The organism is Chryseobacterium angstadtii (genome assembly GCF_001045465.1).
In the GTDB taxonomy this organism is placed as follows: Bacteria; Bacteroidota; Bacteroidia; order Flavobacteriales; family Weeksellaceae; genus Chryseobacterium; species Chryseobacterium angstadtii.
In genome coordinates this window covers 568792-583970 of record NZ_LFND01000002.1, presented here as the reverse complement: position 1 = coordinate 583970, position 15179 = coordinate 568792, and the positions used below count along the sequence as shown (strand labels likewise).

Sequence of the window (15179 nt, the reverse complement as noted above, 5' to 3'; positions counted from 1 at the left end):
TTCTGTAAATAAAATTATTTTACAATTTCTGCGTCTATCACTTTTGTGCCGTTCAGTCTTTGTTCGGCTTCCCACAGTAAAAATTTATCTACTTCCTTAATCAGTTTTGGAATCGTGAGCGACAATACGGCCAAGTCATCCATAACACCCAATACCGGAACTGCAAATTCAGGAAGAAGGTCGATAGGAGAGATCACATACAAAATTCCCAGAAGAGGAAGGATGATGTCAATAGATCTCATAGGATAAACTCCTTTTCTCCATAATTTGACCATTCTGAAAATATCAGGTATTTTTTTTACAAAACCTTTATGGCTGATGGCTTCTTTTGCAAGATTCAATTTTGAATATTTCATTTTGTGTTTAGTTTTAATAAATTTTTCAACGTAGTAAATTTCGCAAATTTTATACCAATAAACTATAAAATTTAGTTAAAAAAATTACTTGATGATATTGTCAATGAACTGATGCACAGTCTCTGTGTTCCAATCTCTGTATGCATCTTCCTTAATGATGATTCTTCCGTGCTGATCTATAAGAAAAGTGGTAGGGAATACTTTGGGAAGAATATTTTCAGAAATAGGACTTTGTGCAATATAGACAGGAACGTTATAATTGTTTTCTTTCAAAAACTTTCTTACCGCTTCTTCTTTATCATTCATGGCAATCAGAACGAAATTTACATTTCCTTTTCGGGAATCATATAATTTCTGGATGGAAGGCCATTCTTTTCTGCATGGTGGGCACCAGGTTCCCCAGAAGTTAAGGAAAACAGGTTTATCTTTTAAATTTTTAAGATTCGTGTCCGGAACATTGATTCCTTTAAGCTCAATGTCATAGTCCGCTTCACTTATATGTACTGCATTTTCAATCGTAGCGATCGGGAAAAACTGATCACGGAGGTATTCTTTTACTCCCGGAACAAAAGCAATCACACCGATAATAATGATAAGGACAAGATAAATGATATTCTTTTTCATACGTTAATCTTTACTGTTATGTAGAGGCAGATAGATGAAATTCAATCTGTATTATAATAATTCTAATATTTCCTGAACTGCGTCCTTGCCTCTGTTTTTGGCATAATACAGCTGCAGATCGTTATAAAACTGATCTTTCGGATACGTTTCAGGATCGGCTTTATATTTCATTAGTAATTCATATCCGTATTTTGGACGTGGTCCCCATGAATTTTTAACATTGAAATCCTTGTCCAGAATAATGACTTTAGGAATAGATTCTGTTCCGTTTGTCATAAACTGGTTGATCAGACTTTTGTCGCTGTCTCTTAAAAAGATTTTCACCTCGTTATGTTCTTTGAAAAAAGTAACCAATGCAGGAACCGTGGCGCTTGCATCACCGCACCAGGCTTCTGAAATAATCAGAATTTTTCCGTCAAAATTTTTATTAGCCAGTTCTTTTACCTGCTCTTCATCCGGAACATATTTTTTCAATGTTCTTTCCATTCTCTGAAGTCCAAGTTCGTAGTATTGTTTATAGTCAATTTCCTGTGGGTTGGAAGGATGCTCCAATCTTTCTTTACCGATTCGGATATACTCTTCAAAAGAAATTGCCTGGTCCCAGTAATTTTTCATTACTAAAGTATTTATATTAAAAATTATTGATGTTTCTTGTTTTGTTGATCAGAAATAAATCGGCCAATACAAATGCAGCCAGACTTTCCACAACGGGAACGGCTCTTGGAACTACACATGGATCATGACGTCCTTTTCCTTCTACGATTACAGGGTTTCCGTATCGGTCCACACTTTCCTGAGGTCTTAAAATAGTAGCCACAGGTTTGAATGCAGCACGGAAATAAATATCCATTCCGTTGGAAATTCCTCCCTGGATTCCTCCTGATAAATTAGATTGGGTAGTGAAGTCCGTATTAAAGGCATCATTGTGCTCCTTTCCGGTCATCTTGGCTCCGCAGAACCCGCTTCCATACTCAAATCCTTTGCATGCATTAATATTCAGCATCGCTTTACCAAGCTCGGCCTGAAGTTTGGAAAATATAGGTTCTCCAATTCCCACAGGAACGTTTTTGATCACGCAGGTTACCGTACCTCCGATTGTATTGCCTTCTTTTTTAATTTCTTTGATCCTTTCGATCATTTTTTCAGCCGTTTCAGCATCCGGACAACGTACCGCGTTGCTTTCCGTCTTCGAAAAATCCAGATCCTGATAAGGTTTTTCACAAAAAATGTCACCTACAGAAGAAACGTAAGCATTGATTTCAATTCCGGATAAAAGCTGTTTGGCCAAAGCTCCCGCAACGACCCAGTTGATCGTTTCACGGGCAGAAGATTTTCCGCCGCCGCGATAGTCTCTGATACCAAATTTCTGGTCGTAAGTGAAATCTGCATGACTCGGACGATACGAATCAGCAATATGATCGTAGTCCTTAGACTTCTGATTTTCATTTTCTATGATAAAACCAATTGGGGTACCCGTCGTTTTTCCCTCAAAGATTCCGGAAAGGAACTTTACCGTGTCACTTTCTTTTCTTTGGGTTACAATAGCAGACTGGCCCGGCTTTCTACGATCCAATTCATATTGAATTTTATCGAAATCTACCGTTAAACCTGCCGGAAAATTATTGATGATACCGCCATAAGCCACGCCGTGACTCTCTCCAAATGTTGTAAGACTGAGAAGATTACCTAATGTGTTGAACATACTACAAAATTACCTTTTTTTCTTCAGATAATAAAGTTTCTGGATTTGTTCTATTGATTAGTGTTTTTGATAGTATTAATAATCTTCTCCAGCTCCTTTTTTTCCTGTGAAGTCATTTTCTTCCAGACAAAGCCTTTTTTTATATTTTTCTCATCAATGGATTGAGGAAAAATTCCTGTTTGGGCATCATCAAGAATATAACCGGATGAAATGGCGGGAAGAGGAGTATCGAAATTAAAAGGATAATTTTTTGATATATTGAACTTTAGATTTCCGGTTCTGAAGGTTTCAAACCGGTTGTAATGATATACTGAAGGTTTGTAAAACTGTTCCTTTCTAAATCCTGCCATGAAATTCCCGGGCTTGAAACTTGGGAAATAATACTGAATGGAATCAGGACAACTTAATATACCTGTTATGAGCAAACTCAGGACAGAAAAAAATACAATTGAATTTCTTTTACTGATATGAGTGAAGAAGATGAAAAATATCACAAAAAATACATCCATAAAGAAACGATACTGCGCAGAAAATGCTAATACCAGTACACTTTTTATCAGCAGAGAAATACAGATCAGACTGATGATTTTTTTTCTTTTTATAAAGGCAAATGTCGTGAATAGAATGAGGCTCAAAATAAAAATAATATTGATCTTTGATTTAATGCCTTCCAGAGAAAACCAGTTTCTGACCGAATCATAAGACGAAAATTGTTGAATTTCCTCATAAGTATACTGCATATCGTAAGTTTTCTGAACGGCATACTGAGAGGATATTTTTAATACTTCAGGATTAGGTTTCCAGCTCAATTCGAAATCGGCGACGGCTACAGGAAATACAGGGTATCCGAATGTCCACAGATTTTTAATGAAAAATAAAAGAAGAATTCCGATTCCCGGGATCCAGTGTCTGTAATTCGATTTAAAAATAAAAACTGAGCATAAAAACACCAGCACCGGAAGCCATATCATCGTAGGTTTCATGGAAAATACAAATACTGACCAGGCAAACAGAAGAGCTGTATTTTTATTTCCTGAAATAATTTCATTTAAAATAATCAGGGAGAGAGTAATGACAGGAAGATCGGGGCTCGGAGATTGCGAGAAAAGAAGAAGTACCGGAATAAAACAGAGCTGTATCCAGCTTTTCCGTTCAACAATATAAAGGGTGTAAACGAGCAGCAGTATTGTGTTTATTCTTAAAAAAGGATCTGAAAAACCTGAAAATCCCGCCTGGAAAATATGCCAGACAGACATTTGCCCCAGTGTGAAATCCAGATTGGAAATACCTTTTACTAAGCCAAATTCTGTGAGCCATTTGATGGTAGGAAAATAATATCCGAAATGATCCAGTATATAAGGGTAAAAAGAACCGCCATATAAAATAACCAGGGAAGCTATTCCTGTCAAAAGGCCATCTTTTTTTGAAACCTCAAAGAATTCCAGATACAGTTTCTTTTTGAAGAAGAATAGTATTCCGGCTGCTACAAAAGGAATTTCTACATATATATTGATAGGAATAAAGAAGGCCAGAACCGTCCAGATAAGACCGAGTCCTAATATTCCGGTTAAAATACTTCCCGAAACTCCCCGGTATAAAGAACCGAAGAAACTTTCCAAAATTTTCCCCCAGCCTGCGAGAACTGAGAGGATGAGTGCCGAGGAAAGGAAAAGTAACATCATAAAAAAAGATTGCCTAAAAATAAGCAATCTTTACATGTTATCGTGAAAATATTAATTACGCGGCTGAACTCTTCCGTCTTTTCTATCTCCGGCTCTACCGATTGTATAACCGGTTGCACCTCCTACTACACCACCAATTACAGCACCAAGACCTCTGTTTTTCTTGGCAACAATGGCACCTACTGCAGCTCCACCTACGGTACCGATAACGGTTCCTTTAGCGGCTTTACTCCATCCTTTTTTCTGGGTAGTAGTTCCCTGTGAAGACGTGTTTCCGTTGTCTGCATAGGTACCTCCTCCTGAGTTAGAGTTGGATCCTCTGTCTCTGTATACTGTTCTCGTCTCTCTTATAATCTGAGGTTTTGAATTGTTGGCAGCAGCTGCCTGGGATTTTTTACTTTCCGCAATGCTGTCTGCTTTTTTCTGAGCCTCATACACTATTTTTTCTTTCTCAATGGCCAGCTTTTGTTTTTCTATATCAAGCTGTCTTGCCTGAAATTCAAGTTTCTGCTCTTCCAGTGATTTTTCAGCTGTCCTGTCGTCTTTTTTGCAGGCCGTCATTAAAAGGACGGATAAAAAACCTGCTAATACTATCTTTCTCATAATTCAAATTTTAATAAGTAGTCTGAGCCAAAACGGCGGCAACTTTTTATGTATTTTCAATTATGAAGCCAAAATTTAGTTAATAAATGTTAAAATAATGTTTTTTAAGTTAAAAAGCCCTGTTTATGGTGATTTCAAAACAAGCTTTTGGGTTGATAATTATCTTCATGAATGTAATTTTAAGTTAATTAATGGTTTTTATTCAGTTCATATGAATTGGCTACTTTTGAAATACCAAATTACTTTAATATGAAAATATCAATTTTTAAAACGATTGCTTTCGCAGGGCTGTCGGTGATAAGTATTTCATGCTCTTCCGCCGATGACATGAGTGCAGATGTAAAGCCTCAGACGAATACAGCAGCATCTAAGGAGGCCTCCAAAACAAAAACCTATAAGGTGAGATTTGGACTTATTTCTTTAGATGGAACAAAAACATTATCCGGAAACCATGATGTGGGAAGTTTCCTGGCTGAAAATACGGTTACCGGAGAAGTGTATGATACTTATTATAGTGGAGGATTTCAGACGCTTCCTGCATATTATGAAGGAATTCCTGAAGGATCATACCAATTTTCCGCTATGCAGGGGCAGGGAGGCTGGACAGGCTACGGGTCTGTAACAGGTACAGTATCGGATGCTCAGGTGGATGCAGACGGATATGTTACCGTGTATATTCCGGTAACCTGGGCCGAGTAAATTTGTGGTAAACAAGAACATCCATTTTTAAAGATCCTCGCATGAGGATTTTTTTAATAAATTCATAGATTGTAGACTGTTTTATTCACTTGTTTTAGAAATTTATATTAAATTTAACATTATAAAAAAAACTGAAAAAAACTACTGTTTATGGACATCTACGACTATTCGTTTATTTTAAAACTTATGATGCTGTTTGCTTTCTCAATGCTTGTTATTTTTGGATGTTGTCTGCTTCTCAAAAAAATTAACCACAAATCAGGTTTCTGGTGTTACAGTTATGACTTTCCTTACTGGAAGAAATACAGTAAAAGAAAATATTAAGACATTCATTGTCTACAAATTCTGTTTGGATTTTTCTAAATAGATTTTTTCATCATTTGTGTTTTTAGGCCTCCTTCATTGGGGGCTTTTGTTTGGGCTCAACAGACGAATGAAATAAACAGGAAGATACAGATTAGGATAAGGTTCTTTTTTAGGATAGAAGGATGGTAGTAAAAAAGCTTCCCATTACTGAGAAGCTTCTAATTTAGTTATATATTGAAAGTTACTTTTACTTTATTGATCAGTCTGTGGAGTTTTTGAGTCTGATAATTCAAAAGTTCATAGATTTCCTGCGGGTTGGTATATACTTCCGGGACCAGCTGGTTGTTGATTCTTCTGATTCCCCTTCTTTTCATTGCATCATGAATTACTTTGGCAAAAGATTCTTTGGCGCTTTGTTTGAATCTGTGCTGGGAAATTCCATTAGAGTGCAGGCGATACAGGTAAAGTGGTTCTTTTATGTACTTTACGCTGCCATGCTCCAGGATCTTCAGATAAAGATCCTGGTCTACGGCACTTTTTAGATTGGGGTTGATGCCGGAAGTTTTCAGATAAGTTTCTTTTTTAAAAGTAAAGAAATGAGCGAACTGGGTAGGGCAGTTGAAGAAGTACCTGTTGTTGTAAATCTTCTTGGTGCTGGCATATACTTTATCCGGATTAAGCTGCTGGTCACAGAGCATCATCTGCGAGTAAGCGGCTGTAATGTCACTTTTGGAAAATTCTTCAGCTGTTTTTTCTAAAGCATCCGTATAAAGTGCATCATCGGGATCCAGATAGGCGCATATTTCCCCTTTCGCATATTTCATGCATTCTCTTTTGGTATAGCCGCAGCCTTGATTAGTGGCGTTTTGGTATATCCTGAAACGTGAGTCATTTTTAATAATGGATTGTATTTGTTCTACGGAATCGTCTGTAGATGCATCATCAACGATTATAACTTCCCAGTTTTTATAAGTCTGGCTGATCAACGAGTTATAACAGTCTCTAAAGTACTTTCCATTATTATAATTGGCTATAAGTATAGAGAATTTTATCACGTTATATTGAATAATATTTTGATGTAAAACTAGGAAATTAAATAGTTGAAAAATATGACCTGGATCATGGTGTATTTGTTAATTTTTTTGTATTTTATGAAATTATGGTGTTGAAAATTCTTAAATAATTATTTATCAATGAATTATTGTTAATTTAAAAAACATTTGATATTCTCAACTTTTGTTTCTGTTTAATGAGTTCCTTTTTTAAGTGGCATTGAACAGAAAAACTGTAAAAAAAAATACTTTATGACTGGACTCATAAAATGACCGGATTTAAACACGTAATTTTACATACAGAATTAAACGACAAATAATTTTAATTATAAATTATAAAAATTTTTTTCATCATTTGTGTTTTTGAGGCCTCCATTGTGGAGGCTTTTTTTATTTCTAAAAGAGAGAAAGTTTCCACAATGGAATAATCTTATGAAAAAGAAATCGTTTCATCAATAACGGAATAAAAGAAATTATAAAAAGTATTGAAATTCAAAACAACTTTGGCACGATTTTTCAATGTATCAAGCAACTCATGTTTAATTTGAGTTTTCATGGTTATTAGTTTTTATCCCCAGAGCAATCTGGGGATTTTTTATTTATATCCTGTTTTATAGTAAGACAGCCATAATTTTGTGCTGGTGCAGGTGTGAATAATGAGTTTTGAAAAATATTTTACAGATAAAAAAAACGTTAAATCTTTTAAAGGTTGTAATAGATTTTGTTTACAGTTGTTTAATATATAAAGTTAACCTATGAAAAATTGTTCTCTGATTTTGTTTCTTGTGATGTCCTGGTCCGTATTTGCCCAGAATGTTAATTCTGCTGTAGATGAAATCATTCATAGAGAGATGAAAACAAGGCGTATTCCGGGAGTGCAGATAGCAGTTGTGCAGAATGGCAAAATTGTTTCTAGCAAATCATACGGACTCTCAAACATACAGGATCAGGTTGCTGTAACGAACCAAACGATCTTTCCGATCAATTCCAATACAAAAGTTTTCACAGGTGTTGCCATTATGCAGCTGGTTGAACAGGGGAAAGTAGATCTGAAGGCACCCATTGACACCTATCTGCAGAATTTACCTGTGGAATGGCAAAAGATAACTGTTGATCAGTTATTGACTCATATTTCGGGGTTGCCGGATATGCTGAAACTTTTTGATCCTGTTACCGGAAATATAGGTCAGTCAAGAACAGAAGATGCTGTTTTTGAAAAATTAAAAGCGGCTCCTCTTGAATTTAAAACAGGGGAACGCTTCAGTTACAATCAAACCAATTATTATTTATTGGGTAAGATTATTGAGAAAATTACACATCAGCCATTTGCAGATTTTTTTAAAGAAAAGCAATTTGACGTTGTGGGGCTAAAACATACCGTGTTCGGAGATTCCAGGGATGTGATCCCACATTATGCTCCTTCTTATAGATACAGAAGTTTTTTTGACGGCAAGAAAAGCAGCAGAGATAAGCTGGTGAATGATTATTATGAATTTCCGGATTTCAGTCGTACCAGTGCAGGCCTTAACAGTACTGCCGAAGATCTCGGTAACTGGATTATTGCCCTGCAAAATGGGAAGCTGTTACAGAAGCAGTCAACTTTAGATCTGATGTGGACTCAGGGGAAGTTTAACAATGGAACTGCCACTGAATGGGTGCGCGGCTGGGGAATTGCAAAATTTAGGAAAAAGCATAAAGCGATTGGAATGTCCGGTGGGAACAGATCTGTTTTATTGGTATATCCTGATGATCATTTAGCGGTGGTTATTCTGACTAATCTTGGAGGGAGTGCACCGGAAGATTTCGTGGAAGAAATTGCGGGATGCTATATTCCGGATATCATCAAAGCAGATCCGCTGACTTATCTCAGAAAAAACCTGCAAAAAATAGGATTTGAAAATGCTATAGATTTTGTCAATAAAGAAAAAAAGAAAAACCCTGATTTTAGTCTGCAGGAATCTGAGCTTAATAACTGGGCTTACAGAATGCTGGCTGTCGGGCAAAATAAAGAAGCTTTGAATATTTTTAAACTAAATGTCTACTTATTTCCGGATAGCTGGAACGTGTATGATAGTTATGGCGAAATACTTTTGAAGACAGGAGATAAAAATAAAGCCATTGAGATGTATCAAAAATCAGTGGAGCTCAATCCTGATAATGACAACGGAAAGAAGGTGTTGAAAGAACTTCAAAACAGTAAAAATTAAAAAATCCTGTGGGATAATTATTTATGATCCTGATCATAAGACGGGCAGAAAAACTGTTTTAATTTAGCCCTGTTTATTATCATTCATTCCATACAGTTTATTTAGTACTTATAATTCTTCCTTTTACGGGAAGAATTTTTCATTTCAGACAGTTTATTTTTAATCATGAAATAAATGCCAGTTAAAAGTTTATTAATCAATGAAGAAGTTGCTTTTATGGATGTTCCTATGGTAGGTTGTCAAAGTACGAAAGTGTTAAATTTTTAAATTAATCAATATATGGTGTAATATTTATTTCATATAAGTTATTTTTGTTCTGCATTTTGTTTTCAATTGTAACTATAAAAACACAAACGATTTTCCAGATAATCAATACAGGATAACTTAGCCGTTTGAATGCGATATCGGAGAGTACATGTTCCCATAGAAAGATCAAATTTTTACTAAATAATTGAATTATGAAAAAGAATTTTTCGATGGTCTATTTTTTAATCTCTGCGTTAAGCTATGCTCAGGTAGGTATTAATAACACGAATCCACAGACTGTGCTTCATGTAGACGGAGGAAAAGATAATCCTGCAACGGGAGCGCCTTCGGCAGCACAGCAGCTTAATGATGTTGTCGTTACTTCTGCAGGAAATGTTGGAATAGGGACTATTGCTCCACAAAAAAAGCTGGATATAGATGCCAACAATGCCAGTCTCAGAATCAGAAACCTGCCGCAGCAGCTTCCCAGTGATCATGACTTCCTTACCATCAATACGGCGAATGGTGATATGGTAGCTACAAGGTATGTTTATACCTCTAATATTACGGTGCAGCCTGGAGCTAGCGGAACGCTTACTGTGCCTGCTATTGCTACTATTCCCAACGGCATGCTGGTTGTTAAAACCAATAATTCATGCGGAACAAACATGATCACCAATTTTATTTATTCGGATATTTCTCTGGGCTATGCTACCGCTATTGCAGGAGATAAAACTGGTTCTCCTACCATTGCTCCTATTCCTGGAAGTGGAGGAGGTTCCGGAGTATGGTCCGTTAAATTTCCGGGTACGGCAAGCTGTTCTACAGGAGACAGTACCCAGTTCGATTATACTGTTTCAAAACCTACTTCAAGCAGTTACCTGATTGTGAATAACGGAAATGTGGCGCGAACTTATGTGCTTACGATTTTCCGCTTGTAATCTTTTCAATGTCATACATAGCGAGCTTTCACAAAGATTTATTCCATTCCGGGATGTAGCTGATCGAATGGTTTCCGTTTCAAAAAGTGTATTAAAATTTTGACGGAAATATAAAAAGAAAGCTTTTTGATTTTTACAAAAGAAAAAAATTATGAAAAAATTATTTACAGTACTTTATATACTTTTATCCTTATTCGGCTATGCACAGTTTGGTATTAATACCTCAAATCCGCAGGGAGTAATGCATATAGACGGAGCTAAGGATAATGCTGTTTCAGGAGCTCCTACGGCAACGCAGCAGGCCAACGATTTTATCGTTGCATCATCAGGAAATGTGGGAATCGGGACTACAACCCCGCAAAGAAAATTAGATGCAGATGCAGACAGTCAGAGTCTTCGTATCCAGAATCTTGTTCGTGAAGTTCCCGCAGATCACAATATATTGGTACGGGATGGAGTAACCGGCGATGTAACTTCTGCCAAATACAGCTATTCTATAAGCAGTGCCAGTATACAACCGGGGGCAAGCGGTACCGTCACTATCCCTTCCACGGTAGGGATTTCCAGCGGGATGCTGGTGATCAGGGCAGGAAATGCTTGTGGCAGAACAATGATCTCTACGTATATGTATTCTGATATTGCCCTGGGATATTTGAGCTCAGTAGCCAGAGATAAAGTAGGAGCCGTAACCAATACTCCGGGAGTTGCAGGATCATCTGCAACCTGGGGTGTTAAATTTGCTAATGTAACCGGTTGTGCAGACGGCGGAAATGCCACCCAGTTCGATTATACTATTGTGAAGACTGGCAGTAATACCTACAGCGTTACCAATAATGGGAATATAGCCAAAAGCTATGTTTTGACTGTATTCAGATTGTAAGAATCTCAGATTTTCACTGGTAATAAAAATAAATGCTGCCTTTTGAGCAGCATTTTTTATAGAGTGTAATAAAGTAAGTACGAAAAAAAAACCTCTAAAAATCTTACATAAGATAATTAGAGGTTTTAAAGAGGTACCTAGCGGATTCGAACCGCTGTAGATGGTGTTGCAGACCACTGCCTAGCCGCTCGGCCAAAGTACCATTTTTACCATTTTTGAGGTGTGCAAATATAGTAAAAATTCTTAATGAACAAAAGTTTTTAAACTATTTCTTTCGCTCCAATGCTGTTTATTTCTGCTTTTGATTGTATTTCAGCAACATAATTTTTACCATTAATTACCCGGGTATCACTCCAGCTGTCATGCCAGCCATTGTTCCCTAAAAACGAAAGAGCGTCGAAAGGTACTGCACGGGAAAAGGTCCGGGCTATTATTTGCTTTGTAGTGGGTTTATTCCCATCTATGCTGATGACTTCAGTTCCTGTTATATATTTAGCAATGGTTTTCCCCAGATAATACTCCATAAAAAAGAAATAAGAAAAGGACATAGCGAGATAAATAGTTAATGTGATCAGCGTGAAAGTAGTATCTTTTTCAGCATCTTCCGTAGCAAATCCCTCTCCGTATGTGATTGCGTATCCTACTCCGAAAACAAAAAAGAAAGCATAATAAATGATTTGTATAAAAAGTTGGTCCAGGAAATAGTTGATAAAGCGTATACCGGATGTAGCCTTGTGTCTGTCAACGACAGCAAGATATTTTCTCATAGTTGATTATTAGTTTTTATAAAATTTAAATTCCGTTGAGTATAAGTTTTAAAGTGGCATTGGTTTCAATAACGGCCGTGATTCCTGATTCGTTTAAGAGAATTTTGCCAGGTTTCAGATTGAAGACCCTTCCGTTCATTTTTAAACCTTTATAATATTCCTTATTGAAAGCTTCTTCAATACTTTTTTTCGAGGAAAGTTCCAGATCCTGGGTAGGAATTCCGTATTCATCTTCAATCATCTTCACAATCTTTCCTTTGAAGAGAAGAGTAGCGGTTTTCTGCAGGATATTGGCGGTTCTCAAATTGAACTTGGTATTGGAAAGAACAATTTTCTTTTTGGTCTCATCATATACCGGAATTCCGGAAATAAGGGCTTTACCATTTACGTAGCCTTCCGTTTCCGCTTCAATGATCACTCTGCCGTCAGCTCCGTATACCTTGATGTCTTTAATCTTTACTTTGGAACCTCTTACATCATATTCCTTGTTCATGAACATATTTCTTGCAATATTCGTGGCCTCGGAAAAAGGAACATTAGCTGTGGTCTGAAGAAGAAATTTATCCGCCAAAACAGGAACAATATTGAAATTGCTGACCGATTTTATAGTCGGTGAAGATGCAGGTTTACTTCCCGTAAAGGTCTCCGAATAAATATCCATCCCGATATTGGTCGTGATTTCGTTTCCATAGAATTTCAGGGGAGTCATATTTACACCTATCGGGCTTATTTTCAGCCAGGTATTATATTCTTCAGAAATATTAAAAGGCTGTGAAAAAACATTCCATGCCATTACCGCATACTGTTGGAAATTCAATTGGGCTGCCATCTGCTGATCAATGGTTTTTGCAAATTTTCCCTGCTGCTCCTTCAGACTTTTTTCTACCAGTGAAGTGATCGGGATCTGTATTCTTCCATAATCCAGAACAGGTTTGGTTACCCATCTGAAACCATTGGGCTGAGTATTGGTAGAGATTGTCCAGTTATTATTGAAGCTGAGCGTTGTATTAAAAGACATCACCGTTTCAAAAGTGGTATTCTGGTAAGAATAAACCCCCAATGTGCCAATTCCTTTCTCAGCCCATATTTTTAACGGAACCTCAATCAGAATATTTTGGTTAGTTCCGCCTACCAGACGGATAGCACGGGTTTTCCAGACTTTTACTTTGAACTGATCATTATTGTTATCCGTATAAGAATCATCCTGAAATATAAGATCCTTTACCGAAGCATTGATCATATTGCTGATCTCGGAAAGTGGAATCGTCACCGGCATGGTAATGCTGGATTTGATTTTTGGGAAATTATAAACACCGGATGGATTATCACCTGCAGTCTGGCCGAAAACCACTGCGAAACCCAATAGAAATAATAATGTAATAGATTTCAATTCTTTATGTTTTTTAGTGAAAATAATTTTTAATGACCATCAGGTTGAAAGCTCCTTTCCAGCTCAATACTTGCCCCTTTCATTTCGCCCTGCATGGGTGGAGAAGTTTTCGTTATTTTCAGTTTGATATAGGAAATCTGCGGAAAGCTTTCATGAATTTTCATCACAATTCTTCCCGCTACATGTTCCAATAACTGAGATTTAACGGCCATTTCCTGATGAATGATGCCGTTGATATCCGCATAGCTTATGGTATCGTTCAGATCGTCCGTTTCGGCCGCTTTCCAAAGATCTGTGTGCAGTTCCGCATTTAAAATATAATAAGTCCCTATGATATTTTCTTCGGGAAGAACACCGTGATAGGCATATATTTTTACTTCTTCAAGAAAGATCTTGCTCATTGTTCCTGATTTTTATTCAGCAAAAATCGTTTTAATTCTTCAAAATCGGCATGTATTTCTACAGTTTTTTTATCCTTTTTCATCAGATCATTTAATTCTTCCGGAATTTCAATTTGGATAGAGGCAGCCTTTTCTACAGCTTCCGGAAATTTTACCGGATGTGCAGTTCCGAGGATAAACCCCTTTTTACCCGGATTTTCATTCAAATACTGTTCCAGAGAGGCAAAAGCAACCGCAGCATGAGGGTCAAGAACATATCCGTATTTCTGATACACCTCCTGTATCGTCTGCAGTGTCAGCTGATCATCTATTGAATACCCGGAAATCATGGTTTTAAGATGTTCAAACTGATGTTCAAAAAGTTCCATGATTCTTGTGAAATTACTTGGATCTCCCACGTCCATGGCGTTGGATAGAGTTGCTGTAGCTTTTTTAGGATGATATTGCCGGGTCTCCAGATAGTCAGGAACCACATCGTTTTCATTGCAGGCAGCGACAAAATGTTCTGCAGATAATCCTCTGAAATAAGCAAGCAGCCCTGCACAGATATTTCCAAAATTTCCACTTGGAACACAAATCACAGGGTCTGTTTTTTCATTTTGCTGCCATTGTTTTAAAGCCAGCAAATAATAAATCTGCTGAGGAAGCCATCTTGCAATATTAATAGAATTAGCTGATGTTAAAAATAATTCCGAATTAATGCCTTCATCCGAAAAAGCCTGCTTGACAAGACGCTGGCAGTCATCGAAATTTCCGTCGACTTCCAGGGCGTAAATATTTCCGCCAAGTGCTGTAAGCTGCTTTTCCTGAACCAGACTTACTCTGTTTTTAGGATAAAGAATAACCACATTAATTCCCGGAACATTATAAAATCCGTGGGCAACAGCTCCGCCGGTGTCCCCGGAAGTGGCTACAAGAACGGTGACTTTTTTATGCTGATCCTTTAAAAAATAAGAAAGGCATCGGCTCATAAATCTGGCTCCCACATCTTTGAAAGCCAGCGTAGGCCCGTGAAAAAGCTCCAGAACTGATATGCTGTCATTAATTTTTTTCAAAGGAATATCAAAACTGATGGTTTCAGCGGCGATTTTTTTTAATACTTCTTCAGGAATTTCATCACCGATAAAATCTTTCATGCATCTGAAAGCTATTTCCTCATTGGAATACAGATGAAGATTCTGAATAAAATCTTGATCAAATTGGGGAATGCTTTCCGGGAAAAATAATCCTTTATGGTGGCCCTGACTTTTTATAGTAGCTGTTTTGAAATCAACGGTTTCCTGTTCGTCTTTTAAATTATAATAGTTCATTGTCTTAAATTTT

Annotated in this window: 15 protein-coding genes and 1 tRNA gene; 4 read left to right on the top strand and 12 right to left on the bottom strand. The window is 37.0% G+C overall.

Features of this window, described 5'->3' with window-relative positions:
• Positions 1–14: 14 nt before the first annotated feature.
• The 6 genes from ACM46_RS07980 to ACM46_RS07955 form a co-directional block, all read right to left on the bottom strand.
• Entirely contained in the window at positions 15–356 is a 342-nt protein-coding gene (locus tag ACM46_RS07980) for a YkvA family protein (RefSeq protein ID WP_048506089.1), read from the bottom strand.
• Positions 357–440: 84 nt separating this feature from the next.
• Positions 441–980 (bottom strand): TlpA family protein disulfide reductase, encoded by a 540-nt coding sequence (locus ACM46_RS07975; protein WP_048506088.1) that lies wholly within the window; start codon positions 978–980, stop codon positions 441–443.
• Between the two features lie 51 nt (positions 981–1031).
• Complete coding sequence (locus tag ACM46_RS07970; protein ID WP_048506087.1) at positions 1032–1595, bottom strand: thioredoxin family protein; 564 nt, start codon at positions 1593–1595, stop codon at positions 1032–1034.
• 16 nt (positions 1596–1611) lie between these two features.
• Positions 1612–2682, bottom strand: a complete 1071-nt coding sequence (aroC, locus tag ACM46_RS07965; RefSeq protein ID WP_048506086.1) for a chorismate synthase — start codon at positions 2680–2682, stop codon at positions 1612–1614.
• A 50-nt stretch (positions 2683–2732) separates the two neighbouring features.
• Positions 2733–4364: an LIC_10190 family membrane protein gene (locus ACM46_RS07960; RefSeq protein WP_048506085.1), complete on the bottom strand. Its 1632-nt coding sequence runs from the start codon at positions 4362–4364 to the stop codon at positions 2733–2735.
• Between the two features lie 51 nt (positions 4365–4415).
• Positions 4416–4967 carry a YMGG-like glycine zipper-containing protein gene (locus ACM46_RS07955; RefSeq protein ID WP_048506084.1) on the bottom strand — a complete coding sequence of 184 codons (552 nt, stop codon included), beginning with the start codon at positions 4965–4967 and terminating at the stop codon, positions 4416–4418.
• Positions 4968–5216: 249 nt separating this feature from the next.
• Here ACM46_RS07955 and ACM46_RS07950 point away from each other — a divergent pair, with 249 nt between their 5' ends.
• Positions 5217–5666: a hypothetical protein gene (locus ACM46_RS07950; RefSeq protein WP_048506083.1), complete on the top strand. Its 450-nt coding sequence runs from the start codon at positions 5217–5219 to the stop codon at positions 5664–5666.
• 533 nt (positions 5667–6199) lie between these two features.
• On the opposite strand, the gene ACM46_RS07945 is transcribed toward ACM46_RS07950, so the two are convergent.
• Entirely contained in the window at positions 6200–7027 is an 828-nt protein-coding gene (locus tag ACM46_RS07945) for a glycosyltransferase family 2 protein (protein ID WP_048506082.1), read from the bottom strand.
• Between the two features lie 752 nt (positions 7028–7779).
• Between ACM46_RS07945 and ACM46_RS07940 the strand changes: the two genes are divergently transcribed.
• From ACM46_RS07940 to ACM46_RS07930, 3 genes are all read left to right on the top strand, one after another.
• Positions 7780–9231, top strand: coding sequence for a serine hydrolase (locus tag ACM46_RS07940; protein WP_053082685.1), 1452 nt, complete (start codon positions 7780–7782; stop codon positions 9229–9231).
• 458 nt (positions 9232–9689) lie between these two features.
• Entirely contained in the window at positions 9690–10418 is a 729-nt protein-coding gene (locus ACM46_RS07935; RefSeq protein WP_048506081.1) for a hypothetical protein, read from the top strand.
• 151 nt (positions 10419–10569) lie between these two features.
• On the top strand, positions 10570–11298 hold the full coding sequence (locus ACM46_RS07930) for a hypothetical protein (protein WP_048506080.1): 729 nt from the start codon (positions 10570–10572) through the stop codon (positions 11296–11298).
• A 131-nt stretch (positions 11299–11429) separates the two neighbouring features.
• Here the strand turns inward: ACM46_RS07930 and ACM46_RS07925 are convergent.
• The 5 genes from ACM46_RS07925 to thrC form a co-directional block, all read right to left on the bottom strand.
• Positions 11430–11500 (bottom strand) — tRNA-Cys (locus ACM46_RS07925).
• Positions 11501–11558: 58 nt separating this feature from the next.
• On the bottom strand, positions 11559–12065 hold the full coding sequence (locus ACM46_RS07920; RefSeq protein ID WP_048506079.1) for an RDD family protein: 507 nt from the start codon (positions 12063–12065) through the stop codon (positions 11559–11561).
• Between the two features lie 25 nt (positions 12066–12090).
• Entirely contained in the window at positions 12091–13455 is a 1365-nt protein-coding gene (locus tag ACM46_RS07915) for a DUF4403 family protein (RefSeq protein ID WP_048506078.1), read from the bottom strand.
• 29 nt (positions 13456–13484) lie between these two features.
• Positions 13485–13856, bottom strand: a complete 372-nt coding sequence (gene folB, locus ACM46_RS07910) for a dihydroneopterin aldolase (RefSeq protein WP_048506077.1) — start codon at positions 13854–13856, stop codon at positions 13485–13487.
• The gene (thrC, locus tag ACM46_RS07905) at positions 13853–15166 is read right to left on the bottom strand and encodes a threonine synthase (protein ID WP_048506076.1); all 1314 of its coding nucleotides are present in this window, start codon (positions 15164–15166) and stop codon (positions 13853–13855) included. The genes folB and thrC overlap by 4 nt, the downstream gene beginning before the upstream one ends.
• Between the last annotated feature and the right edge of the window lie 13 nt (positions 15167–15179).